At 68.9% G+C, this 23,885-nt stretch carries 17 protein-coding genes and 1 pseudogene; 2 read left to right on the forward strand and 16 right to left on the reverse strand.

From position 1 onward, the window contains the following. Nucleotides 1-59: 59 nt before the first annotated feature. Nucleotides 60-899 (reverse strand): DUF4118 domain-containing protein, encoded by an 840-nt coding sequence (locus tag OG410_RS05205; protein WP_329298036.1) that lies wholly within the window; start codon nt 897-899, stop codon nt 60-62. Then, a pseudogene (locus tag OG410_RS05210) lies at nt 896-3,399 on the reverse strand (ATP-binding protein). Before OG410_RS05210 ends, OG410_RS05205 begins: the two are co-directional and overlap by 4 nt. 319 nt (nt 3,400-3,718) lie before the next feature. Between OG410_RS05210 and OG410_RS05215 the strand changes: the two are divergent. Beyond that, nucleotides 3,719-5,311: a Na+/H+ antiporter gene (locus OG410_RS05215; protein WP_329298037.1), complete on the forward strand. Its 1,593-nt coding sequence runs from the start codon at nt 3,719-3,721 to the stop codon at nt 5,309-5,311. A gap of 86 nt (nt 5,312-5,397) precedes the next feature. Here OG410_RS05215 and OG410_RS05220 read toward each other — a convergent pair whose 3' ends face one another. The 14 genes from OG410_RS05220 to OG410_RS05285 form a co-directional block, all read right to left on the reverse strand. Further along, entirely contained in the window at nt 5,398-6,363 is a 966-nt protein-coding gene (locus tag OG410_RS05220; RefSeq protein ID WP_329304021.1) for a bile acid:sodium symporter, read from the reverse strand. 112 nt (nt 6,364-6,475) lie between these two features. Next, on the reverse strand, nt 6,476-6,799 hold the full coding sequence (locus OG410_RS05225) for a hypothetical protein (protein WP_329298038.1): 324 nt from the start codon (nt 6,797-6,799) through the stop codon (nt 6,476-6,478). Continuing rightward, nucleotides 6,796-7,569 (reverse strand): heavy metal-responsive transcriptional regulator, encoded by a 774-nt coding sequence (locus tag OG410_RS05230; RefSeq protein WP_329298039.1) that lies wholly within the window; start codon nt 7,567-7,569, stop codon nt 6,796-6,798. Before OG410_RS05230 ends, OG410_RS05225 begins: the two co-directional genes overlap by 4 nt. A 138-nt stretch (nt 7,570-7,707) precedes the next feature. Beyond that, nucleotides 7,708-7,998, reverse strand: a complete 291-nt coding sequence (locus OG410_RS05235) for a hypothetical protein (RefSeq protein WP_329298040.1) — start codon at nt 7,996-7,998, stop codon at nt 7,708-7,710. A 49-nt stretch (nt 7,999-8,047) separates the two neighbouring features. Further along, complete coding sequence (locus tag OG410_RS05240; RefSeq protein ID WP_329298041.1) at nt 8,048-9,133, reverse strand: S-(hydroxymethyl)mycothiol dehydrogenase; 1,086 nt, start codon at nt 9,131-9,133, stop codon at nt 8,048-8,050. 60 nt (nt 9,134-9,193) lie between these two features. After that, nucleotides 9,194-10,411 carry a cytochrome P450 gene (locus OG410_RS05245; protein WP_329298042.1) on the reverse strand — a complete coding sequence of 406 codons (1,218 nt, stop codon included), beginning with the start codon at nt 10,409-10,411 and terminating at the stop codon, nt 9,194-9,196. A 44-nt stretch (nt 10,412-10,455) separates the two neighbouring features. Further along, complete coding sequence (locus tag OG410_RS05250) at nt 10,456-11,445, reverse strand: PDR/VanB family oxidoreductase (RefSeq protein ID WP_443063713.1); 990 nt, start codon at nt 11,443-11,445, stop codon at nt 10,456-10,458. 130 nt (nt 11,446-11,575) lie between these two features. Further along, the gene (locus OG410_RS05255; RefSeq protein WP_329298043.1) at nt 11,576-12,340 is read right to left on the reverse strand and encodes an IclR family transcriptional regulator; all 765 of its coding nucleotides are present in this window, start codon (nt 12,338-12,340) and stop codon (nt 11,576-11,578) included. A gap of 51 nt (nt 12,341-12,391) precedes the next feature. Next, nucleotides 12,392-13,603: an ABC transporter substrate-binding protein gene (locus tag OG410_RS05260; RefSeq protein ID WP_329298044.1), complete on the reverse strand. Its 1,212-nt coding sequence runs from the start codon at nt 13,601-13,603 to the stop codon at nt 12,392-12,394. A gap of 167 nt (nt 13,604-13,770) precedes the next feature. Next, a complete protein-coding gene (locus OG410_RS05265; protein ID WP_329298045.1) occupies nt 13,771-16,206 on the reverse strand; it encodes a beta-glucosidase in 2,436 nt (811 codons plus the stop codon). Nucleotides 16,207-16,707: 501 nt separating this feature from the next. Continuing rightward, the gene (locus OG410_RS05270) at nt 16,708-19,305 is read right to left on the reverse strand and encodes a family 78 glycoside hydrolase catalytic domain (protein ID WP_329298046.1); all 2,598 of its coding nucleotides are present in this window, start codon (nt 19,303-19,305) and stop codon (nt 16,708-16,710) included. Nucleotides 19,306-19,349: 44 nt separating this feature from the next. Beyond that, a complete protein-coding gene (locus OG410_RS05275; protein ID WP_329298047.1) occupies nt 19,350-20,264 on the reverse strand; it encodes a carbohydrate ABC transporter permease in 915 nt (304 codons plus the stop codon). Nucleotides 20,265-20,269: 5 nt separating this feature from the next. After that, nucleotides 20,270-21,154 carry a carbohydrate ABC transporter permease gene (locus tag OG410_RS05280; RefSeq protein ID WP_266755484.1) on the reverse strand — a complete coding sequence of 295 codons (885 nt, stop codon included), beginning with the start codon at nt 21,152-21,154 and terminating at the stop codon, nt 20,270-20,272. Between the two features lie 101 nt (nt 21,155-21,255). Continuing rightward, a complete protein-coding gene (locus OG410_RS05285; protein ID WP_329298048.1) occupies nt 21,256-22,572 on the reverse strand; it encodes an ABC transporter substrate-binding protein in 1,317 nt (438 codons plus the stop codon). A gap of 286 nt (nt 22,573-22,858) precedes the next feature. Between OG410_RS05285 and OG410_RS05290 the strand changes: the two genes are divergently transcribed. Beyond that, nucleotides 22,859-23,872, forward strand: coding sequence for a LacI family DNA-binding transcriptional regulator (locus OG410_RS05290; RefSeq protein ID WP_326789534.1), 1,014 nt, complete (start codon nt 22,859-22,861; stop codon nt 23,870-23,872). The last annotated feature ends 13 nt before the right edge of the window (nt 23,873-23,885 follow it).

Raw genomic sequence — 23,885 nt, forward strand, 5'->3', positions numbered from 1 at the left:
GCACTCGCCTGCCCACCGAATGCGGCTGCACACCGGACATGAGGATGGCCAGCGAGTTGTCAGCCGTCCATCACCGGCCCAGCCGTGTCGAGAGCCGCACCCGTCTGGTCGGCGAGGGTGACCGCGACCAGGCGTGCCTGGAGCGGCGGTACGGGGCCCGGGCCGGGGGTGAGCATGAAGCGGCCCAGGTAGCGGCCGTTGCCGTGGGTACGCAGCTCGATCTCGCCGTCCGGCCAGCCGCTCGCGTCGAGATCCCAGTGCCGCCGCCCGACCGCCACGTTGCCGTCCTGTTCCAGGCGCGGCGGCTGCCCCATCAGGGTGCCGTACTCGAAGCGGCAGCCACGCAGGCCGAGGAGCTCGGTCAGCTCCCGGCGGACGTGGTCGACCACGGTGTCCGAGGACTTCGCGGACTGCGCGAGCTCGGCCGTCTCGTGGATCCGGGCCAGGTATCCCGCGTCCGTCACGGTGATCACTTCGAGGCGGCGGGCGCGGGCCGCGAGCTGGGACACGACCATGCCGACGATCAGCAGCAGGACGGCCGTCTCGATGTCCGAGGACGCGGTGATGTCGAAGGTCTGGTAGGGACGGGTGAGGAAGAAGTCGAACCAGGCCGCCGCCGACAACGCCGCGAGCGCCCCCGCCGTACGGCTGCCGATCGCCGCGACCGCGACGACCACCACGACCAGGATCAGCGCCGCGCTCGTACGCGACAGATCCGTGCGGAAGGGCACGAGGACGAGTGCCACCAGGAACGGGCCCAGGAGACCCACCACCAGGGCGAGCCGGTCCCGTATCGGATATCCGGTCGTCATGCCGTCACCTCCTGCGCTCGTCACGACGGCTCCGAGCCCCTGTGTCCTGGCGCTCACGAGTCCTGGTGTGCCGCTTTCGGTGTTCATACGATGCCTCCTACGCTCTGCGGATCACCGGGGTGCTCCGCCCGCTCGTCGAGCGGCAGGGACAGCACCATGGTCAGGCCGCCGCCGGGAGTGTCCTCCGGGGTGAGAGTGCCGTCCATCGCCTCGGTCAGCCCCCGGGACAGGGCCAGGCCCAGTCCCGGGGGCTGGTGGTGTTGTCGGTGTCGCCCTGTCGCTGGAAGGGTTCGAAGAGCCGGTCGCGGTCGGTGGTCGGGAGGCCGGGTCCGCGGTCGATGACACGCACTTCGACGCGGCCCGCGTGCGCGCTGGCGGTCAGCAGCACCTTGCGGTCCGCCGGGCTGTGCCGGGCGGCGTTGGCGACAAGGTTGGCGATCACTCGTTCCAGCAAGGGTGGATCGGCCAGCACGGCCGGAACGTCGTCCAGGTCCGCCGCCTCGACCTCGGGGGTGTCCGTCAGCGCGGCCGGCAGGACCTCGTCCAGCGTGGTGGCGCGCAGATTGAGGGTGAGGACGCCTGCTTGGAGGCGGCTGAGGTCGAGGAGGTTCTCCACCAGCCGGTTCAGTCTGGCCATGGACTCGTCCGCGGTGGCGAGGAGTTCGTCCCGGTCCTCGTCGGAGAAGTCGACGTCCCGGCTGCGCAGCGAGGAGACCGCGGCCCAGCCCGCCGCGAGAGGTGTGCGCAGGTCGTGACCGACCGCCCGCAGCAGCGCCGTGCGCATCCGGTCGGCGGCCTTGACCGGTTCGACCTCGGCGGCGGCCTCGGCGAGCCTGGCCCGTTCGACGGCCGAGCCCACGTGCGCGGCGAACGCGGCGAGGACGCGCCGCTCCGACGACGGAAGGGTGCGACCGCGCAGGACCAGGAAGGCGCCGGGTCCCGCGGGCACGACCGTGGCGCCGTCGTCTCCGGGCGGCTCGTCCACCAGCTCCACGGAGTCCATGCCGAAGGTCTCGCGCGTCCGTTCCACCAGCGCCGGGATCGTCGCTCCGCCCCGCACGATGCTGCCGGCGAGCGAGGACATCGTCTCCGCCTCCGCCGTGGCCCGCGCCGAGCGCCGTGACAGGCGCAGCGAGCGGTCCACGACGGCGGCCACGACGGCGGCGACCACCGCGAAGACCGCCAGGGCCAGCAACGCGTTCGGGTCGTTCAGCGTGAACCGGCCGACGGGCGGGATGAACCAGTAGTTGAGCAGCAGGGACGCCGTGACCGAGGCGATCACCGCCGACACGACCCCGCCTATGCAGGCAACGCCCACCACGGTGAGCAGGAAGAGCAGGGCCTCGCTGGTGAGGTTGAGCCGGTCCCGGGCCGTGTCCGGATTCAGCAGGAGGGTGAGTGCCACGGGCATCAGGAGTCCGGCGACCGGGCCGGCGATCCTGCGTACGGTGGAGAGGGTGCGGCGGCGGGAGGGCAGCAGGGTGCCGCGCCCGGCACGTTCGTGGGTGACCGTGTGGACGTCGATGTCGCCGGAGAGTGCGACCACGGTCTCGCCGGTGCCGCGTCCGGTGACGAAGCGTTCGATGCGGCCGCGGCGGCTGGTGCCGAGGACGAGCTGGGTGGCGTTCTCGGCGCGGGCGAAGTCCACCAGGGCCGTGGCGACGTCGTCGCCGACGACCGAGTGGTAGCTGCCGCCGAGGTCCTCGATCAGCCGCCGTTGCCGGGCCAGGGAGGCGTGCGAGGCACCCGCGGCGAGACCGTCGCTGCGGGTCACGTGCACGGCGAGCAGGTCACCGCCCGCCGACCTGTCCGCGATCCGTGCGGCCCGCCGGATGAGGGTGTCTCCCTCGGGCCCGCCGGTGAGGGCCACGACGACCCGTTCCCTCGTCTCCCACACCCCGCCGATGTTGTGTTCGGAGCGGTACGACTGGAGCGCCTCGTCCACCCGGTCGGCGACCCACAGCAGGGCGAGCTGGCGCAGGGCGGTCAGGTTGCCGGGGCGGAAGTAGTTGGCGAGAGCGGCGTCGATCTTCTCGGGGGCGTAGATGTTCCCGTGCGCCATCCGGCGGCGCAGTCCCTCCGGCGGGATGTCGACGAACTCGATCTGCTGGGCCCGTCGTACGACCTCGTCGGGCACCGTCTCGCGCTGCGGCACCCGCGTGATCTTCTCGACGACGTCGTTGAGGGACTCCAGGTGCTGGATGTTCAGCGCCGTGATGACGTCGATCCCGGCGGCGAGTAGTTCCTCGATGTCCTGCCACCGCTTGGGATTGCGGCCGCCTCCCGGAACATTGCTGTGGGCGATCTCGTCCACCAGCGCGACCTGCGGGCGGCGTGCGAGGACCGCGGCCAGGTCCATCTCCTCGAAGTCCCCGCCGCGATAGGAGCAGGACGTACGCCGGACGACCTCCAGGCCGTCGAGCATCATCTCCGTGCCGGGGCGCCCGTGGCACTCCACGAACCCGACCACCACGTCCGCGCCGCGCGCCGCCCGGCGTCGCGCCTCGTCGAGCATGCGGTAGGTCTTGCCGACCCCGGGTGCGGCGCCGAGATAGACCTTCAACCGTCCGGGCCGTACCTCGCCCACACCAGGGGGTACGCCCCCCGCGACGGGCCGTACCTCGCCCCCGCCGGTCCGTACGTCGCTCATATCGGTCCGTACGTCACTCATCGCAGCCGACGTGCTCCACTCACTGGCGATCGATTCCCCGGAGGGAAGGGTTGCTTCCCCTACCGAACCGCTTGTGCGCGTCGCTCGGCGCGCTCCCTGACGCATCCTTGGCGCCGGTCACGTGGACGTTGACACTGCTTTGACGGGTGCCGGCCCGATAGGGTGAAAGCGGTGTGCCGGGAAGTCTGGTCGGCGGGGAGCCACAAGGTCTCCTTCTCATGACCAGAGGGATGCCATGCGCGCGGTAGGGACAGTTCTGGCTCTCGTGGTCCTCGCCACCGTGGTGGCCACCTTCGCCCGCCATTGGCGTATCCCCGCGCCCTCCCTGCTCGTGATCGCGGGCCTCGCTGTCGCCCTGCTGCCGGGCACCCCGGAGATCCGGATCAGCCCCGAGATCATCGGCCTCGTCGTCCTGCCGCCCCTTCTGTACGCGAGCGCCGAGGAATTGCCCTGGCGCGACCTGCGCGCCGTGTGGAAACCGGTCGGAGTGCTGTCGACGGGCCTGGTCCTGGCCTCGGCGGCGGCGGTCGGGGCGGTCGCCTCCCTGGTCACGCCGCTGTCGTGGCAGATGGCGTTCGTGCTGGGAGCCGTGCTGGCGAGCACCGACCCGGTGGCGGTGACCGCGCTGGGCAGACGGCTGGCGCTGCCGCCCAAGGTGCAGGTGCTGGTGCAGGCCGAGAGCCTCTTCAACGACGCGACCTCCCTCGTCCTCTTCCGGGTCGCGGTGAGCGTCGCCGTGGCATCGGCGGCGGCCGGCTGGGGTGCGGCAGCGAGTGAGTTCGCGCTGCTGGCGGGGGGCGGCATGGTCATCGGTGCCGCGGTCGCGGGTGTGGTGACGCTGATCCGGCGGCGCACGGAGGACCCGGTCCTGGAGACGGTGATCGCGCTGGTCACGCCCTACGCGGCGTACGTCCTGGCCGAGGCCGCGCACGCCTCGGGTGTCACCTCGGTGGTGGTCGCCGGAGTCGTCCTGGGCGGACGGGGCGACGGCCTCACCAACGCCCGCATCCGCCTCCAGCTCCACGCCGTCTACGGCACGGTGGTCTTCCTGCTGGAGAGCGTCGTCTTCAGCCTCATCGGGCTCGCCCTGCCGGCGCAGGTGCGGGCGCTGTCCGACGCCGACGGCGCCTGGCCCCTGTACGCGCTCGCCGTCGCCGCCACGCTCATCGCCATGCGCCTGTTGTGGCTGGCGCCGCTGTCCGCCGTGGTGCAGCGCAAGGGCGGGATCCAGCGGATGAACTGGCGGGTTCCGGTCGTCCTGACCTGGGCCGGCACCCGCGGCGTGGTCCCCCTGGCCGCCGCCCTGTCCATCCCCGTGACCATGGAGGACGGTTCCACGCTCTCGGAACGCCCCCTCGTCCTCGTCCTGACCACCTCGGTCGTGGTCGTCACGCTCGTCGTCCAGGGCTTCACACTGGCTCCGGTCGTCCGCCGCTCGGGCATCGCCCTCGAACCCGACCACACCGAACGCGAAGAGGCACAGGCCCGCTGCAGCCTGGCGAACGCGGGCCTGAGCCGGCTGGACGAGATATCCGAACTGGAAGCCGTCCCCGACGTCGTCCTCGACCGGCTCCGCCGCGGCCTGACGGCCCGCCTCGACGACGCGAGCGATCGCCTCGGGCAGGCCGACGGCGACGGCACTCCGACGGAATCCGCCGCCCTCACCTACCGCCAGCTACGACGCGACCTGATCACGGTGGAGGAGGCCGAACTCCAGCGCCTCTACGACCGGCACCACATCAGCGACACGACACGCCGCCGCCTGCAACGCTCGCTGGACCTGGAGGAGGCCCGGCTCGCGGACGCGCACGGGCTGTCCCGCGACTGAGGCCGAGCGCGGGCAGTCGATCGCCTGGATCAGACGGGATCGCTCAATGTGCTTGTAGCAGGTCATCCCCGCCATAGAGGCTCGACTCACGCGGGTACCGCACTGCGCTTGTCGTCAACCGGGACGAGTCGGGGAACCAAGCGGACGTAAGTGACCATGCCGAGGACTTCGACCAGGGTCTGCGTGACTACGACGACAGCGGCGACGGCCAGGGAGTCGGGCAGCGCCAGGGCGAGCGGCAGGACGACCAGGGAGTTGCGGGTCGCCCCCGTGAAGACGATCGCCCTCCCCGAGGACGCGTCCAGGCGGAACAGGTGGGCAACGGCCTTCCCTGCGAACGCCATGACGATCAGGAACGCGACATAGAACGGGATCACGGCGACGACGTCGCCCAGACTGTTGCCGAGCTTGGGAACCTGGGAGGCGACCACGACCAGCAGGGTCGCGGCCATCAGCGGCACCATCGCGGTAGTCGCACCATCGGAGACCCTCTGCCCGGCCGGGCTGCGCGCGGCCCACGCCTGCAGGGCCCACGCGAGGGCGAGCGGGATGACGATCAGGACGACGAACGCCTCGAGGAAGGGGCCGACCTCGACGATGTCGGCCGGCTCCGAACCCATGAACAGGTACAGGAACCCCGGGAGCAGCAGCAACTGCGCAACCAGGAGCACCGGAGTGGCGGCCAGCAAGCGGCGGCTGGAGCCGCCGGCCAGCCCGGAGAAGACGATCACGTAGTCCACGCACGGGCACAGCAGCACCAGCAGGACCCCGAGCCGGACCGCCTGGTCCGAGGGGAGCAAGGCGAACATCGCCGCGACCACCAGCGGCACCACCACGAAGTTCACCACCACCGCGGCGGACAGGAACCGGCCGTCACGCAGCGAGCGCACCAGCTCGGCCGCCGGGACCTGGAGGAAGGTGACGAACAGCAGCGCGCCGAGCACCGGGTTGATCGCGTGCTCCAGCCCCGGCCCGAGTCCGGGGGCCACCCAGCCGAGCAGCGCGCCGACGGCCATTGCCGCCAAGTAGGCCGCGACCTGGTGGTGTTCCATCCGCTCGACCAGGCCCTGCGGTCCCTGCTGCGACACCCGAACTGCTCCTTCATGCTGTTCCGGCCGCCCCGTGGTGACCGCCGGATCCATCTTCACAGGCCCCCTGCCCGGTCTATCGGCGAGCGGCCTTGCTGCCCTCCGTGACCGGGTGCGGGCCAACGGTCGGCATGCCGAGGTCGGCCACCGCCGCACCCTTTCGGCAGGCCGCCCTGGTGGTGCGGCGGCGCACCACCAGGACGCCGAGTCCGGCGGCCACGGTCAGCACCGCGAGGGCCGGCATCCACAGTGCTCCGATCGCGGAGGTGACGCCGATGCCACCGAGGACGACCAGGATCGGTCCCGCGCAGCACACCGCACAGGCGGTGATCGTGGCCGCGCCGACGCCGAGAATGCCCCAAGAGCGGGACGGACGGGGTGAGGAGGGTGAAGTGGTCATGCGGTCGCTCCGAAGAGGTCGGCCAGTATTCCGGCGGCGGGCTCGGGTGCCCGCACCTCCAACTGGAAGGCGGTGGGGGTCAGGTGCAGGGTGAAGTCGAAGAACGCGCAGCAGCCCTGCTCCGCCGCGGCAAGGGCAGCGACCTCACCGGCGAGCTCAGCGCCGGTGGGGAAGGACAGCCGTACGCCGTCGGGGATCTCCTCGCGCCCCTCGGCCTTGCCGACCACCTGCCGCCACAACTCGGTGCGCTCGCCCAGCTCGGCGCCGTCCAGGGTGCAGGCCACCGGGACGTCCCGCCACTGCTCGGCGCTGTTACCCAGGCGGGTCGGCGACAGCGTCACCGGCACGGGCCCGGCCGCCTCCTTGCCGGTTGTGGTGCAGCCGCAGTCCGGACCGCAGGCCCCGGCGGGCGCAGGGCCAGACAGTTCGGCGTGGACACCGGTCAGGTGGCCGGAGAACGCCCGCAGCTCGGTGATGCGGTCGTCGGTCTGCGTGATCCGGTCCGCGACCAGCGGCAGCATCCGCGCCCGCACCGAGGCACACACTCCTTCCTCACGGACGTCCAGCAGCTCGCGGATCTCGTCCAGAGCCAGGCCCAGCAGTTTGGCTGACGAGATGAACGCCAGGCGGTCCACCGCGTCCTCTCCGTAGACGCGGTACCCGGACGGGGTCCGCTCGGCGAGCAGCAGCCCGGCGTCTTCGTAGAAACGCAGCGTCGTGGCCGGAACGCCGGATCGTTCGGCCAGCTGGGAGATGCGGTAGGTCGTCACACTGCCGACGGTAAACCTTCGACCCGACTCGAATGTCAAGCGTCGTTCGCCTGCTTGCCTGCGCCGCGTCGGGACCGCCGACTGGGGACGCGCGACTTCTCTCGTATCCGCACGTCAGCGTCGAACGCTCCGAGCGTCTCAGCGGAACTCGGCGAGCCGTGGCCGCAGCCCGAGGGCGGTGAGCGCGGCCACCGAGGCCAGGGCTCCCAGGGCCCCCGGCAGCAGATCCCCCACCGAGGAGCGGCTTGCCTGGACCGAGGCGGTGAAGTGACGGCGGTTGATGTCGGTCACTTTGTCCAGCGCCGTCATCCACGCCCCGAAGTGCGCGTTGGACGTGCCCGCCTCCCAGCCCATGCAGAACGCGACGGCCTCGCGTTCCTTGCCCTGTGCGAGCAGGGCGCGGATCGTGCGGTCGTCTCGCTGGTACACGGCGTACGGGTGCCTGAGGTTGTGAGGCGTTCGATGCGGACCCCGGTCATCAGAAGATCACCACCGAGCGGAGGACATCGCCCTTGTGCATGCGGGCGAAGGCGTCTTCGACCTGGTCCAAGGTGATCGTCTCGGTGACGAAGGAGTCGAGGTCCAGGCGGCCTTGGAGGTAGAGGTCGGTGAGCATGGGGAAGTCGCGGGACGGCAGGCAGTCGCCGTACCAGGAGGACTTGAGCGCGCCGCCTCGTCCGAAGACGTCCTGCAGCGGCAGGTCGAGTTGCATGTCGGGGGTCGGGACGCCCACGAGGACGACGGTGCCGGCCAGGTCACGGGCGTAGAACGCCTGTCGGTAGGTTTCCGGCCGCCCGACGGCTTCGATGACGATGTCGGCGCCGAATCCGCTGGTCAGCTCGCGGATCGCCTCGACCGGGTCGGTGTCGCGCGCGTTCACGGTGTCCGTGGCGCCCATCGTCCGAGCCGTCTCGAGTTTGCGCTCGTCGATGTCCACGGCGATGATCTTCGCGGCGCCGGCCAGCCGGGCGCCGACGACGGCTGCGTTGCCGACGCCTCCGCAGCCGATGACAGCGACGGTGTCGCCTCGGCCTACTCCTCCTGTGTTGATCGCCGCACCGATGCCTGCCATGACCCCGCAGCCGAGCAGGCCGGCGGCGGCTGGTGAGGCGGCCGGATCGACCTTCGTGCACTGGCCGGCGGCGACGAGGGTCTTTTCGGCGAAGGCGCCGATGCCGAGGGCGGGTGACAGTTCGGTGCCGTCGGTGAGGGTCATCTTCTGGCGCGCGTTGTGCGTATCGAAGCAGTACTGCGGGCGTCCACGTCGGCATGCGCGACAACGGCCGCAGACCGCCCGCCAGTTCAGGACGACGAAGTCGCCCGGCACCAAGTCGGTGACTCCGGTGCCGACCGACTCCACGATGCCCGCCGCCTCGTGTCCGAGAAGGAACGGGAAGTCGTCGTTGATGCCGCCTTCCCGGTAGTGCAGGTCGGTGTGGCAGACGCCGCAGGCCTGCACTTTTACCACCGCCTCGCCCGGCCCTGGATCGGGCACGACGATCGTCTCGACGCGCACCGGCTCGCCTTTGGCGCGGGCGACGACGCCGCGTACGTGCTGAGGCATGGATGGATCCTCTCGACTGTCTGTATGGAAAGTGAGGCTCGGGTTTCCGACGGACGGTGGTCAGCTCGCGGGACGCACGCGTACGGGGAGCGCTGCGAAGGAGCGCAGGGTGTTGTTGAGATGCCGGCGCGGTTCGCCTGCGAGCTCGATGCGTTCCACCCGTCGGGCCAGGGCGGTGAGGAGTGCCTCGGCTTCCAGGCGGGCCACGTGCTGGCCTACGCATTGGTGGATGCCCATGCCGAAGCCGACGTGTCCGGATGGATCGCGGGTGAGGTCGTAGCGGTCCGGGTCGTTCCAGCGGGCCGGGTCGCGGTTCGCCGCGCCGAGGAACATGAGGATCTTGGATCCCTCGGGGATGAGGGATCCTGCGATCGCGACGTCGGTCGTGGCGGTGCGGAAGAAGGTCTGGACGGGTGACTGCCAGCGCACTGCCTCATCGAATGCCACGCGGGCCAGGTCAGGGCGTTCGCGGAGCCGCTGCCATTCGCCGGGGTGGCCGGCGAGGGCGTAGAGGGTGGCGGCCAGGCCATGCACTGTGGTGTCGACGCCGGCGGTGAGAAGGGAGCGTACGACCAGCGGTGCCTGCTCGTGGGTGAGGTCGCCGCGGTCGGCAGCGGCCCAGATACGGGCGCCGAATCCGTCATCGGTGAGGGCTTGGCGGGCGCACTGGGCGTTCACCCAGGCGGACAGGTCGGCGGCCCTGGCAGCGTCTGCCTGCACGAGGGCGTTGACGGGGCCGAAGGCATTGAAAGCCATGTTGCCGTAGGGCAGGAGGTTGTCGCGGCCGTCGGGTCGCAGTCCCACAGCGTCTGGGAAGACGCGCAGCGGGAATGCTTTGGCCAGGGCTTCGAACGCGTCGAAGTCGGTTCCCTGGGTGGCCAGGACGGTGTCGACCAGGTCGTCGGCTATCGGCTGCCATGCCGCACGCAGTCGGCGCAGTGCTGGTGGGGCGAGTATCTCGCGCAGGACGCGGCGCGGTGCGTCGTGGTGCGGCGGGTCGGCCTCCAGCAGCAGGCTCGGAGGCCGCCAGGGCTTCGAATGGCGGAAGTTGGCCAGTCCCACGCCGGCGGCGGACTGGAATGTCTGCCAGTCGACGAGGGCCGCGTGCACGTCGCGGTATCGGGCGAGCGCGTAGACGTCGTAGCGGGACAGCCGCACGACGGGACCTGCTTCCCGAAGGGCGTGGTGCAGGGGTTCGGGCGTCGTGAGGTGTTCGGTGGCGAACGGGTCGGCGTCGCTCGTGGGCGGTTCGACGGCAACGGCGGGTGCTTCGGACATGGCGGCTCCAGCGAAGTGCGGCTCGGGAAGGGGCGGGTCTTGGCTCAGAGATCCAGGACCAGGCGGGCCGAACGGGAACGTGAAACGCAGGGCAGCATGCAGTCGTTGGCGGCGCGTTCGTGTTCGGCCAGCACCGAGTCCCGGTGGTCCGGGGTACCTTCCACGACCGGGGTGAGGCAGGTGCCGCAGGTGCCGTGCTCACAGGAGGACAGCACGTCGGCACCTGCCTGCCGAACGGCTTGAAGGACGGTGACGTCGGGGGTGATGGTCACTGTCCGCCCGCTGCGGCACAGTTCCACCTCGAAGGGTCCGCGGTGCACCGGCTCTGTCAGGGCCTTGGCTGTGAATCGCTCGGTCCGCAGGCTGTACGGCGGCCACTGGGAAGATGCTGCCTCGACAGCGGCGAGCAAAGGACCCGGTCCGCAGCAGTACACCTTGGTTCTCGCGTCTGGTTCGCTCAGCCAGGCCTCCAGGTCGAGCAGGCCGACCTCGTCCTGGGGGCTGATGTGTACGCGATCGCCGTAGGAGGCTGTGAGTTCCTCGAGGAAGGCCATGGAGACCCGGCTGCGGCCTCCGTACAGCAGTTGCCAGTCGGCTCCGGTCACGTCGGCTTGATGCATCATCGGCAGCAGCGGGGTGATGCCGATGCCGCCCGCGATGAACAGGTACCGCTCGGCAGGCGCCAGGGGGAAGTGGTTGCGCGGACCTCCGACCTCCACGAGGTTCCCGGGCATGAGCTGATCATGGACGTAGGCGGAGCCACCCCTGCCAGGGGCTTCGCGAAGGACAGCGATGCGGTAGGTGTACGGGTCCCATCGGTCGCCGCACAGGGAGTACTGGCGAGTCACTCCGCTCGGCAGGATGAGGTCGATGTGCGAGCCGGGCGTCCAGTCCGGCAGCCGTGTGCCGTCGGGATGCGCGAGGGTGAGTGACACGACGCCGTCGGCGACAGGGTCCTTGTCCTGCACCTGCAACGTCACGGTGGAGAGGTTCTGCTGCAGCGGAGCGGTGGGCAGCAGGTTGTGTACGACCACGTTGTCGCCTCCCGTCTGTGGAATGCAGGAAGCATGCGCGCGGGCACCGTCGGACCGCGACGGCATTCTCATTCAGCGAGAGACCGACTTCGCGGAGATGTCATGTGGCTGTCGCATCGCCGTCACATGCCTATGGAGTGTCCTGTGTCCCGCGTCCGGCCAGCGCGCGGGAGATGCCCCGGGCGGCGGTCCGTACGACGGGGACCACGGCCTGGGCGCCGGCCTCATTGGGCACGATGACCGACAGCGCCGCGATCACCGTGCCGTCCGCACCGCGGACGGGCGCGGCTACGCCCAGGGCCTCCGCGTGGACGTAGCCGGGGCAGTACGCATAACCCTGCTGCCGGATCTCGGCCAAGGTCGCGCGCAGTTGTGCCGGTGTGGCCGGTGTGGCCGGTGTGTACGCGGTCAGCGGGCTGTCCAGGATCCTTTGCTTGAGGTCACTGGGGCCGTGGGCGAGGAGCACCAGACCGCTGGAGGAGGCGTACAGAGGAAGCCGCCCTGCGATCCGGGTGTAGTTGATCACCGCCTGTGGTGCCGAGAGCCGTTCGAGGAAGAGCACGTCGTCGCCGTCGAGGACGCCGATCTGCACGTGGTGGCCCACGACGTCGTGGACGCCTTCCATGAACGGCATTGCGTGATCACGCAGGGAGAGAGTGGGGGAAGCACGCGTTACCAGCTCCCACAGCCGCACGCCGATACGTACTTTGCGGTCGGAGTCCCGGCTCAGGAAACCGTGCACCACGAGCTCGGCCACGAGGCGAGAGACCGTGGCCACGTGCAGGCCGGTTCGACGGGCGATCTCGGAGACCGTCAGCGCCGGCTCGTCCTGGCTGAACGCTTCGAGAATGCGAGCTGCCCTGGACAGCACCGACTCCTGATGAGGTGTGTGCATGGCGAACCGTTCTGCTGGTCTCCCAGCCGGGGGCGGTGTCCGTCTCTGCGTCTACTCGTACGCACTGTCCATGGCAGCCAGTGCGTGAGCGATGTCCGTGGTGCCTGCGAAGAGGGCACGCACCTGCTCGAAGTGCGTCTGCTGCACCTCTGAGTTGGGCCATCGCTGATCCATGAACGGTACCGTCGTTCCGTCCTTCTGCCGCCGTGCCACCTCCGCGACGGCGGGATCGGCGGAGAAGGAGTTGCTGGGCAGAGCGGGCAGCGTTGCTCCGGACCGGTTGTACAGGTTCTGGCCCCGTTCTGATCCCAGGAAGTCCACGAACGCCAGTGCCGCTTTGCGGTGGGGGGCCTTGGCGTTGAGCCCGTAAGCGGCGGAGACGGCGCCGGGCATCCGGGTTTCGTTCGGCTGATCCGTGGCCGGCAGGGCCGTCATCCGGAAGTGCATTCCTGGGGCCGCGGAACGCAGAGCGGCGAGAGTGCCGGCGACCTGGACCACTCCCACTGCTCGCCCGTCGGCCACTTGGTCGAGGGCGTCCTCGTAACTGGTTTTGAGCGGAGCAGTGCTGAAGCAGCCACGATCGCGCATCTCCAGGTACTTGGTCATGGCTTGGCGCCATCCCGACCGGGCGAAGCTCTCCTTGCCGGACTCCATCTGCGTGTCGAAGCCGGGGTCGTGGGCGTACACCGTGGTGGCGACCAGTGCGTAGTCGACGAGCTGGGTGACCCACGGGGTCTGGTTGCCCAGCGCGAAGAGCACCTTCCCGTGCCGGCGGGCGGTGTCGCACAGGGCGAGGAGGGTGCTGTAGGTGGTGGGCCGGGTTCCGCCGATGGCCTTGAGCGTTTCCGCCGAGTAGATCGCGCCGATAGCGCTGAAGGTGACGGGTACCAGGTACGTACCGACGCCGCCGTCGGTGACCGGCCGCATGCTGTCCGGTATCCGGCCGGCGAAGAAGCGCAGGCTGAGTGCTTCCAGGAAGTCGTCCTCTTTCAAGGCCAGGACGGAGGCAGGGTTGCCGCTGCCGGGCCAGACGGTGAAGACGTCCGGTGCCTTGCCTGCCCGAAGCTGCTGCGGAAGCTCCTTCTGCAGGGTGTTGGTGTCGGCGTAGCTGACGTTGACGTGGATGCCGGGACGGGCTCGGTGGAAGGCCGCGACGACGGCCTGCATCGAAGCCTTGTCGGTGATGTTGGCCCTGACGGACACCTCGGTGTCCGACGTGTCACTGCCGGCTCCGATGACGGAGCAGCTGGTCAGAAGCGTCATGCTCAACGCAAGGGATGCGGCGAAGCGAAGGGGTCTCGGTCTGCGGGACACTGGCGGGCTCCATGCGGTGGTGGAGGCGGAGGTTCGACGAGCCGGACGGGAATGGCTGAGGCGCGTCACGCCGTGGCGAGGAGGCGGACGGCGTGACGTGCCGACTGGGATTGCGGTCAGCTGATGGGAACGGCTCGCTGCGCGGTCAGGTCGCGGGAACTGTGCGCTGTGGCAAAGGTGTACCTGCCGGGGACAAGTGCCCAGGCACCTGCCTTCCAGATGGTGAGGTTGTCCACGGGAATGGCGACCGTGAGCCGCTGGGAGCCCGCGGGGGCCAGGGTGAGTTTGCGGAACGCGACGAGCCGCTGCGGCTCGGCGGCGGCGGCGCTCGGCAGTGCGGCGTAGAACTGCACGAGTTCCGTGCCCTTGCGTGAGCTGGTGTTGGTGACGGTCACGCCCACCGTCACTGTCTTGGCTCTCTTGTCGTATGTGGCTTCGAGGGAGCCGTGGGCGAAGGTGGCGTACGACAGGCCGTGGCCGAAGGGGAAGCGCGGCTGCTGCCCCTTGCTGTCGTAGTAGCGGTAGCCGATGGAGATGCCCTCGTCGTAGGAGACGGCTCCGTTGCTGCCGGGGTAGGTCGCGGGTGTGGTGCCCGGCCCCTGGGTGGCGTCGGCGGGGAAGGTGACGGGCAGGCGGCCGGAAGGGTCGCTGTCTCCGAAGAGGACAGCGGCCAGCGCCGTGCCCATGCCGCGACCCCCGTACCAGGCTTGGAGCACGGCCTCGACGTCGCCGAGCCAGGGCATCGTCACGGGACCGTCGGTGTTGAGGACGACGGTGGTGCGCGGGTTGACCGCTGCCACGGCGGCGATGAGCTGTTCCTGATCACCAGGCAGACCGAGTGCCAGGTGATCCATGTCCTCGCCGGCGACCCGGTTGACGAAGACGATGGCGGCGTCCGCGGCGCGCGCCGCGTCGACAGCGGCGGGGATCAGGGATTCGGGCTGCCATCCGAGGGTGAGCCCGCAGGTGCCGGGGTCGGTGGTCGCGTTGGTGTAGGTCACCTCGATGGTGACGGCCTTTCCGGCGGTCAGCGCGGTGGCGCCCTGGAGGGGGTAGTCGTAGGGGCCGAGGAAGAAGCGGCGGCTGTGCCGGGTGCCGGTGGCGACCGTGGTGCCGTTGACCTTCAAGGTGGCGGTTCCGGCGGCGAGCAGGGAGAACCGGTGCAGGCCCGTGGTCGTCGGCACCAGGGTGCCGGTCCATTTCGCCGACCACACGTCGGGCAGGTTGTCCACGGGAGCAGCGGTGAAGTCGATGGTGGCGTCGGTGCGGGTGGTGAGCGGGGTGCCGGAGGCCTCTGCCCCTGAGTAGTAGGTGGCGGACAGGCCGGGGGTCCCGGCGCCGCTGCGCAGCACGGTGGGGGGAACCGCGGTCAGGGGAAGATCTCCCTTGGTGCCCTGTGCGTGCGTGACCGTGACTCCGCTGCCGGCGCGGACGCGGATGGCGTTCAGGGGCGTCGTCCATGTACCCGGGTCGACGTAGGTGGAGCCGCCCACGCCGGTGAGGACGTCGGTACCGGCCGGGCCGATGACGGCCAGGGATTTCAGGGTGGTCGGCAGAGGGAGTGCTGCGGAGCGGTTGGCCAGAAGCACCAGGGAGGCGACGGCGGTCTCATGGGCGAGGTCCTGGTGGGCCTGGGTGCTGACGTCGGCCGCCGGAGTGGGCACAGGATGGTCGAAGAGACCGTTCGCGTACATCGTGACGAGGATGCGTCGGGCTGCGTCGTCGAGCCGGGTGCTCGGTATCGCACCGCCCGTGAGTGCTCCGGCGGGGATCTTGACTGCGTAGGGTCCGAGCCCGGCGAGGTCCATGCCGGCTCGCGCGGCGGCGACCTGGTCGTCACCCGCCCAGAAGTCCGGCACGGTGTAGCCCTGCAGTCCGATGGCCTTCTTCAAGTCGTCGAAGAGAGCCGAACTCTGTGTCGCGAAGGTTCCGTTGATCTTCGGGTAGGCCATCATGACCGAAGTGGTCGGGGCGGCGGTGACCACGCGGCGGAACGGTGCTTCGTGGAGTTCGTGCAGCGCACGGTCGGAGACCTTGGTGTCTGTGGAGAAGCGGTTGGTCTCCTGCGTGTAGGCGGCGAAGTGCTTGACCGTGGCTGCGACGTTCTGGCTCTGTATGCCGGTGGTGAGAGCCGCGCCCAACTGGCCGGCGAGCAACGGGTCCTCGCCCATGCCTTCGGACTGTCGGCCGGAGTGCCAGGTCCGGGTGAGATCGATGGTGGGGCCGAGGAGGTTGTTGTAACCCTTGGCACGGCCCTCCGCGCCGATCGCGCGGCCGATACGTGCCGCCAGGTTCTCGTCGAACGTCGCCGCCTGCGCGACCGGAACCGGGAATGCGGTCACGCCTTGCTCGCCGCGCAGACCGGCCGAGGCGTCCACCATGGTCAGAGCCGGTATACCCAGGTGAGCGACGGTCGCGAAGTCGCACCGGACGAGCGCTTCCTTCTCGGCCGCTGTCATACGGCCGAGCATCGCGTCCGCCTGATCCTGCGGTGCCTCGGACCGTGCGGCGGCTGCCGCTTCGGTCATCAGGGGAGCCATGCTCAGGCTCATTGCGGTGAGGGTGGCGGCAGACAGAAATGATCTTCTTTTCACGGCGGCTCTCCGAAAGGGGGGCGGATCTACGCTTATGGAAAAAGGGGCCGGCCGAGGGGTCAGGTTCACGGCCGGCCCCAACTCGGGGAGGGAAACGGATCCCTGCGGTGTTCCCGGACTCACCTGCTTGCCTACCGAGTCCCGCGGCAGCAGAAGCAGTGAGGGAATGGAGATTTCCATGCGGCGTACGCTTGTTGAACGGAAAAACTAGAGGACCCGCCCAGCAGGGTCAACCCTTTCGGCAGCCGTGCAACAAAATGCCGTTGACCAGCCAGTTTGATACTCACATTGAAAAGTGTGCGCGAAATTTCAATTGAAACCAGCAGGCAGCGTGACTGACTATAAACCGTATCGATAGGCGTCATCGACAGGCCGAATGGCAAAGCCGCAGAGGATGCCGAAAACAAACAGTCCGGCGCCGTGATCAGCGCCGGACTGTTTGGAATCGGTGAATGTTTCTCAGGCTGATTTCTCCAGGAGTTCCCAGGAGTCGAGCTCATGCTCCCCCGGCTCCACATGGACCGGCGGACACCCTGGGAGCCGCACGACGCCGGAGCAGCCGTCGGGCACGACGACATGGATGCGCATCCGGCCGTCGGCGGTTGTCTCCCACGACGACTCGGCTGCGCCGTAGGGCGTTTCGTGGCGTGTCCGTGCCCAGGTGATGCCGCCGCCGGGCCGGGGCTGGAAGACAAGCTGCCGATAGCCGGGCATGGACTCGGCCATGCCTCCGACGACGCGGTGCAGCCAGTCGGCGACGGCTCCGAGAGCGTAGTGGTTGAAGGAGGTCATACCGCCGGGGTTGAGGGTGCCGTCGGGGCGAAGGCTGTCCCACCGCTCCCAGATGGTGGTTGCCCCTTGCGTGACCGGATAGAGCCAGGAAGGACATTCGGTCTGGGTCAGCAGGCGGTAGGCGACGTCCAGGTGGCCGGTGTCGGTGAGGGCGTCACAGATCACCGGAGTCCCGACGAATCCTGTGGCGATACGGGCTTCGTCGGCGAGGACCAATTCGGCCAGCCGGTCGCCGGCTGCGCGTCGTTGCGGCTCGGTGAGGAGGTCGAAGGCGATACCGAGTGCGTAGGCGGTGGGGCTGTCGCTGGTCATGCGGCCGACGGGCAGTACGTACCGGCGGCGGAAGGCGGCCGCCACCTCTGCGGCCAGTGCGGCGTACTGCGCGGCGTCCTGTTCCATGCCCAGTTCGGCCGCGGCCAGGGACAGGTGACGGGCGGAATACGCAAAGTAGCCCGTGGCCACCAGGTAACGGTCGGTGCGGCCGGCAGCCGGGTCATCCGGCGGGGCGGCGGGGTCGAGCCAGTCACCCAGCTGGAATCCGGTGTCCCAGAGGCGATCGGGGCCTGCGAGCCGTTCGACGAGGTCCACCCACGCCTTGGCCATGGCGTAGTTGCGGCGCAGGATCTGCAGGTCGCCGAAGCGCCGGTACAGGGTCCAGGGGGTGAGCGTGGCGACGTCTCCCCAGGCGGCACCGGGCTGGATCGGCGTCCACATCGGTTTGCCGGGGATGACGGGCACGTACCAGGGGATGGTGCCGTCGGGAAGCTGCTCGAGCCCGACATCGGTGAGCCAGGAGTCCAGCATGCCGGCGCAGTCGTAGAGGAAGCTCGCGGTCGGGGCGAAGACCTGAAGGTCGCCCGTCCAGCCGAGGCGTTCGTCGCGCTGGGGACAGTCGGTGGGGATGTCGACGAAGTTGCCGCGCATGCTCCATACGACATTTTCGTGGAGCCGGTTGATCAGCGGGTCGCTGCACTCGAACCAGCCCGTACGTCGCATGTCTGTGTGATAGACACGGGCCGTCACCGACTCCTGCGTCAACTCCCCTGGCCAGCCGCTGATTTCGGCGTAGCGAAAGCCGTGCAGGGTGAACCGGGGCTCCCACGTGTACGGACCACGTCCGGACAGAATCATGGTGTCGGTGGAGTACGCCTCGCGCAGGGGTTGGGTGGCCAGTTCTCCGTCCTGGAGCACTTCGGCGTGTCGAACGGTGATGGTGGTGCCGACGGGGCCGTCTGCGGTGAGGCGGAGCCGGCCGACGAGGTTTTGGCCGAAGTCGAGGAGGTGACGGCCGTCGGCCGTTCGCATGATGGCGACAGGGGCCATCTCCTGGGTGCAGCGCACGGGCGGGCCTTGGGGGGCGACGAGTGTGCGCGGGTTCCGGTTGCCGAGCCGAACGGGGGTCCATTCTGTGTGCTGCTCAGGCGTGCGGGTCGCCCAATAGGGGTCGTCGAGTCGGGCGTCGAAGTGCTCGCCTTCGTAGAGGCCACTACTGGCGATGGGCCCCGTGGCCGCCGTCCAGGTGGCGTCCGTGGCGATGACCGCGGTGGTGCCGTCGTCGTAGGTCACTTCCAGCTGGGCGATGAGGGCTTGGTCGGTGCCGTAGATGTTGCGGGTGCCGCCGTCGAATCCGTACTTGCCGCGGTACCAGCCGTCGCCGAGCCAGGCACCGATGACGTTGGTGCCTGTGGCGAGGTGGGCGGTGACGTCATGGGTGCGGTAGCGCAGGCGGTGGGGGTAGACCGTCCAGCCCGGGGCGAGGATCTCGCTGCCCACGCGGAGTCCGTTGACCTCCACCTCGTACAGGCCGTGAGCGGTGACGTAGAGGCGGGCTCGGGTGATCGGGCGATCCAGGTCGAAGTCTTTGCGTACCCGGGCCGGTTGGCGTTCGGCGGCCGGATCCTCGGCCCATCCGCCGCCGACCGGTATCGCACTCCAGTCCGCCGGGTCGAGCAGCCCGGCTTCCACCACGCTGGGCTCGCTCCATGCGGAAGGAGCCGCGGTTCCGGCTGTCCAGACCCGGACTCGGACGGTCACGCTCTCGCGTGAGGCCAGCGGTTCACCGGGCCAGGGCACCAGTAGCTGGTCGCTTCCTTCGATCCGGCCGGTGCTGTGCTCACGGCCGGAACGTTCGAGCCGGACCTCGTAGGCCTGTTGACTGCCGGTGCCGGGGGGAAGCTTCCAGGTCAGCCGGGGGGTGGCCGTACCGATACCGAGGCCGTCCGGGAGGTGTTCGAAGGAGACCGGGGCGGGTTGGGGGGTCGACAAGGGGAACCTTTCTTCACGTGCGGGAGCGGTTGGGCTTCGGAGGTTCAGCCCTTGAGCGCTCCGGAAGTGAGGCCCTTCATGACCTTCTGGTTGAGGAAGAGGTAGATCAGGAGGGTGCCGAAGACGTTGAGGCAGATGGCGGCGAACAGGGGGCCGTACTGGGTGGCGCCGAAGTCGCCGGTGAAGTTGAGCAGGCCGACCTGGACGGTGCGCAGGTCCTGGCTGTTGGTGAAGGTGAGGGCGATCAGCAGGTCGTTCCAGATGAAGAAGAACTCGACCAGGCCGACCGTCAGGAGCGCGTTGCGGACCATCGGGACACTGATGGTCCAGAAGGAGCGCAGGATCCCGGCGCCGTCGATCGTGGCAGCCTCGAAGAGTTCACGGGGGACGGACTTGTAGTAGGTGGCCATCATGAAGACGGTCAGCGGCAGGCCTGTGCCGGTGTAGGTGAGGATCAGCGGCCACAGCGTGCCGGACAGACCGGTCTGGAAGTACACCGTGAACAGGGGAAGCAGGATCATCTGCGGCGGCACCATCATGCCGGCCAGAAAGACCAGCAAGGTCAGGTTGCGGCCCTTCCACACCATGACCTGGAGCGCGAAACCGGCTGCCGCTCCCAGCAGCAGGATCAGGGCAAGCGCCGGGACGACGGCGAGCAGGCTGTTGCGGACGTACAGGCCGATGTGGCCGGTGGTCCACGCTTCGGTGTAGTTGCCCCACTCCCACGTGGTGGGCAGGCTCCAGGTCGAGTGGTTGAGGTAGTCGCTGTTGGACTTCAGTGAGGTCAGGAACATCCAGACGAGCGGGTAGATCTCGACGACCAGCAGCAGGGTGACGACGATCTTCACCCACACCTTGCTGACCCGGACGCGCCGCCGGGAACGGGACCGTCCGGAAGCAGCGGACGGTCCGCGGCTCGCCTGATGGGCGGTGGCCTTCACAGGGGTGTCGATGGCCATGGTTGTCAGCCTTCCGTGAGGTCGCGCCGTGAGACGCGGAAGACGACCAGGCTCACCAGCAGGCACACCACGGTGAGCAGCACGGCGATGGTGCTGCCGTAGCCGTAGTCGCCGTAGGTGAACGACGTCTGGAACATGTACAGGGTCAGTGGCGTGGTGTCGTTGCCCGGGCCGCCGTTGGTGAGCGCGACGATGGAGTCGAAGGCCTTCAGCGTGCCGTTGATACTGAAGATCAGAGAGGACATGAGCACGGGCAGGGACAGCGGCAGCACGATGTGGCGCACCAGTCGCAGGCCTGTCGCTCCGTCGAGGCGCGCGGACTCCAGGACTTCCTCAGGGATGTCGACGAGACCGGCGAAGAGCAGGACGGCATAGAAGCCCATGGAGCGCCAGATGTCCATGACGACGAGGACCCAGAAGGCGCTCGAAGAGCTGCCGAAGAAGTCGATGGAGTCGATGCCCACCGCGTTCAGCAGTGAGTTGACGGGGCCGGTCTGCGGGGCGACCTGGAAGAACTTCTGGAAGAGCAGGCCGACGGCGACCGTGGGCAGTACTACGGGGAAGAACACGAGGGTTCGCACGAGCGCGGAGGCGCGCTTGAGGAAGAAGACGTAGAGCAGGGCCAGGAGGTAGCCCGCGACCACCTGGCCGGCGGTGACGACGACGGCGTACTTGAGGGTGAACCACAGGGCGTGGCGGACGGCCGGATCATCGAGAAGGCGGGAGAAGTTGGCGACGCCGTTGCCGGTGAAGCCGTCGATGGAGTTGCCCTTGGTGAAGGAGTAGCCGAGCGACCACACCATCGGGACGAGCATGATCAGGGAATAGACGACGAGTGCGGGACCGAGCAGGATCGCGATGGCCCTGCGGTCACCGAGTACGCGGTGCATGAGTGGTATCCACTTCGATGACGATGAGGAGTTGTGCCGAGCAGGCGCCGGGGCGGCGCGCGGAAGGCGCGTGCGGCGTCAGGCACGCCGCCCCGGTCGGCTCACTGAGCGGACAGCGCGTCCTGGACGGTCTGCATGAACTGCTCGGGGCTCACGCTTCCGCTGACCAGGCCCGCGGCGTTGGTCTGGCTGATCGTGGTGGCCTTGGTGCCGAACAGGGCCTCGAACCACAGGACGTTCTGCTTGGAGGCACTGATGGTGTCGCGCACCTGGGTAGTGACCTCGTTGGCGTCGGTGACCGGGGTGTTGACCTTGAAACCGGAGATCGAGCCGTGGTCCTTGAGCGCCTTGCTGCCGTAGTTCTTGGCGATGCAGGAGACCCAGGCGCCGGTGTTCTTGTCGAAGGACTTGGCGCCCAGGGTGATGCCGAGGCCGACGTTGGACGGGTACTGGTCGATGGAGCCCTTGCCGCCGGAGACGGCCGGGAAGGGCATGAAGCCGACGTTGTCCGCGCCGATCTTGTCCTGCTTGGCGTCCGAGATGTTCGCCAGTGCCCAGCTGCCCATGTAGAGCATGGCGGCCTTGCCGGTGAGGAACTGGTTCATGGCGGTGTCGTAGTCGATGGAGCCGACGCCCTTGCCGAAGTAGCCCTTCTTGCCGAGGGCGGCGATCTCGGTGGCGGCCTTGACGTACTGCGGGTCGGTCAGCTTCGCCTTGCCGTCGGCGACGTCCTTGAGTGCGTCCGGGCCGAGGCTGCGGTAGAGGTAGCCGCTGAGGAGGCGGGTGAGCGGCCAGCCCTGCTGACCGGAGGCGGAGAAGGGCTGGATGTCCTTGGCCTGGAGCTTGGCGGCTGAAGCGACCAGCTGGTCCCAGGTGGCGGGGACCTTCAGGCCGTTGGCCTCGAAGATCTTCTTGTTGTAGAAGACTCCCTCGATGTTGTACTCGTACGGCAGTACCTCCAGCTTGCCGCCGTACAGTGCCTTGATCGTCGACACGGCGGCCGGCTCCAGCTGGTCGTCGACTCCCAGCTCCTTCAGCTTGGCTTCCAGGTCGGCGATCTTCCCCGACTTGGCGAGCTTCTGGGTGAGCGCGGGGGCGTTGCCCGCGGCGAACTGCACCGGCAGGGCGCCCTGCCCGGCGAGCAGTTGCAGCTTCTGGTCGAGGCTCGCCTGGGGAACGGTCTCCACCTTCAGGGGCAGCGCGTCGTTCGCGGACTTGCACGAGCCCTCGGAGAGGCTGGTCAGGGCCGTCTTGACGGTGGTGTTCTCGGTGACGCTGAGGTAGCTGAAGTTCTTCGGCGCCGCCGCGGTACCGCTCCCGCTGCCGCCGCAGGCGGTGGCGAGCAGGGCCATTGAGGCCACGCCGGCCGTGAACAGACCCAGACGTGTGCGCCGAGCGCGGAACGTGCGAAGGGACACGGGTGACTCCCAGGGGTTGGAGAAGAAGCGAGATGTGAGGCGGAAGGACGGCGCCGAGAGCGACAGGCGGCCGCGCCACGCTGGAGTTCGTAAAACGTTCTCCATGTCGAGTGGGCAACACCCTGCACCCGTCGCCCTACTCCGTCAAGACACGGAGCTGTAACACCAGGGATTTCAACCAGAGACTTGACGCTGGGCGTGTGACATCCTGTAAACCGTTACACCAACCACGAGAACCGGAGTGCGGGCGATGGACGGCGCTGCAGAACCCAGGCAGAACAAGCGCGTGACGATCACCGATGTCGCCCGGCACGCAGGCGTGTCCATTGCGGCCGTGTCCAAGGTGCTCAACAACGCCTACGGGGTGAGCCCTGCCATGCACGAGAAGGTGCAGGCCGCGATCACCGCACTCGACTACCGCCCGCACGCCGCCGCCCGTGGCATGCGCGGGCGGACCTACACCATCGGCGTCCTGCTGGACAACGTCCGCAACGCCTTCTTCGCCGACATCCTGGACGGCATCCGGGACGAGCTGCGCAGCTCCGATTACACCGTGCTGATCGGAGCGGCCGGGTTCGACGCGCAGGACCAGGCCCGCACCATCCGTTCCATGGTGGACCGCCAGATGGACGGCCTGGTCCTCATCGCGCCGAGCACGCCCCGCCCGGAGGTCCTCGCCACCGCTGCGTCGACACCCACGGTCGTGATCGGCCACGACGACGCCGCGGACAGCCATGATTCGGTCGTCGACGCCGACGATGTCGGCGCCGGCCTGGTGGTGGACCACCTGGTCTCCCTCGGCCACCGCGACATCGCCCTTGTCTCGGCGCCCGGAGCTAAGACGGGCCGGTGGAAGAGAACACCCGAGATCGTGCTCGCCTCCGGCTACATGGAGGCCATGCAACGGCACGGCCTCGCTGACCACGCCCAGGTGCACCATGGCGCGTACTCCGACGATGGTGGTTTCAAAGCCGGTATGACCTTGTTGACCGCGGAACGCGCACCCACAGCCATCATGACCGGCGCCGACGTCGCGGCCCTGGGCATCTACCGCGCCGCCCACGAACTCGGCCTGCGCATCCCCGACGATCTCTCCCTCGTCGGCTACAACAACACGGCCCTCGCGGCCCTGGCCCCGGTCCAGCTGACCAGCGTCGACCAGGCCGGACACACCATGGGCTCGACAGCCGCGCGCCTTCTCATCGAGAGAGTCGAAGGCCGCCGCGACCGGGCGATCCGCACCACCATGACTCCGCGTCTGGTCGTGCGGAAGAGCACGGCAACGCCAGGAGGCCGGTAGACCGTGGAACGGA

The organism is Streptomyces sp. NBC_00659, from assembly GCF_036226925.1.
Lineage (GTDB): Bacteria > Actinomycetota > Actinomycetes > Streptomycetales > Streptomycetaceae > Streptomyces.

What these genes read in the sequence shown, in the direction of transcription:
- OG410_RS05265 (WP_329298045.1), bottom strand. Translation starts at nt 16,206, where the DNA reads ATGAGCCTGAGCATGGCTCCCCTGATGACCGAAGCGGCAGCCGCCGCA.
- OG410_RS05240 (WP_329298041.1), bottom strand. Translation starts at nt 9,133, where the DNA reads ATGCCTCAGCACGTACGCGGCGTCGTCGCCCGCGCCAAAGGCGAGCCG.
- OG410_RS05260 (WP_329298044.1), bottom strand. Translation starts at nt 13,603, where the DNA reads ATGACGCTTCTGACCAGCTGCTCCGTCATCGGAGCCGGCAGTGACACG.
- OG410_RS05245 (WP_329298042.1), bottom strand. Translation starts at nt 10,411, where the DNA reads ATGTCCGAAGCACCCGCCGTTGCCGTCGAACCGCCCACGAGCGACGCC.
- OG410_RS05225 (WP_329298038.1), bottom strand. Translation starts at nt 6,799, where the DNA reads ATGACCACTTCACCCTCCTCACCCCGTCCGTCCCGCTCTTGGGGCATT.
- OG410_RS05275 (WP_329298047.1), bottom strand. Translation starts at nt 20,264, where the DNA reads ATGGCCATCGACACCCCTGTGAAGGCCACCGCCCATCAGGCGAGCCGC.
- OG410_RS05280 (WP_266755484.1), bottom strand. Translation starts at nt 21,154, where the DNA reads ATGCACCGCGTACTCGGTGACCGCAGGGCCATCGCGATCCTGCTCGGT.
- OG410_RS05220 (WP_329304021.1), bottom strand. Translation starts at nt 6,363, where the DNA reads ATGGAACACCACCAGGTCGCGGCCTACTTGGCGGCAATGGCCGTCGGC.
- OG410_RS05205 (WP_329298036.1), bottom strand. Translation starts at nt 899, where the DNA reads ATGAACACCGAAAGCGGCACACCAGGACTCGTGAGCGCCAGGACACAG.
- OG410_RS05215 (WP_329298037.1), top strand. Translation starts at nt 3,719, where the DNA reads ATGCGCGCGGTAGGGACAGTTCTGGCTCTCGTGGTCCTCGCCACCGTG.
- OG410_RS05255 (WP_329298043.1), bottom strand. Translation starts at nt 12,340, where the DNA reads ATGCACACACCTCATCAGGAGTCGGTGCTGTCCAGGGCAGCTCGCATT.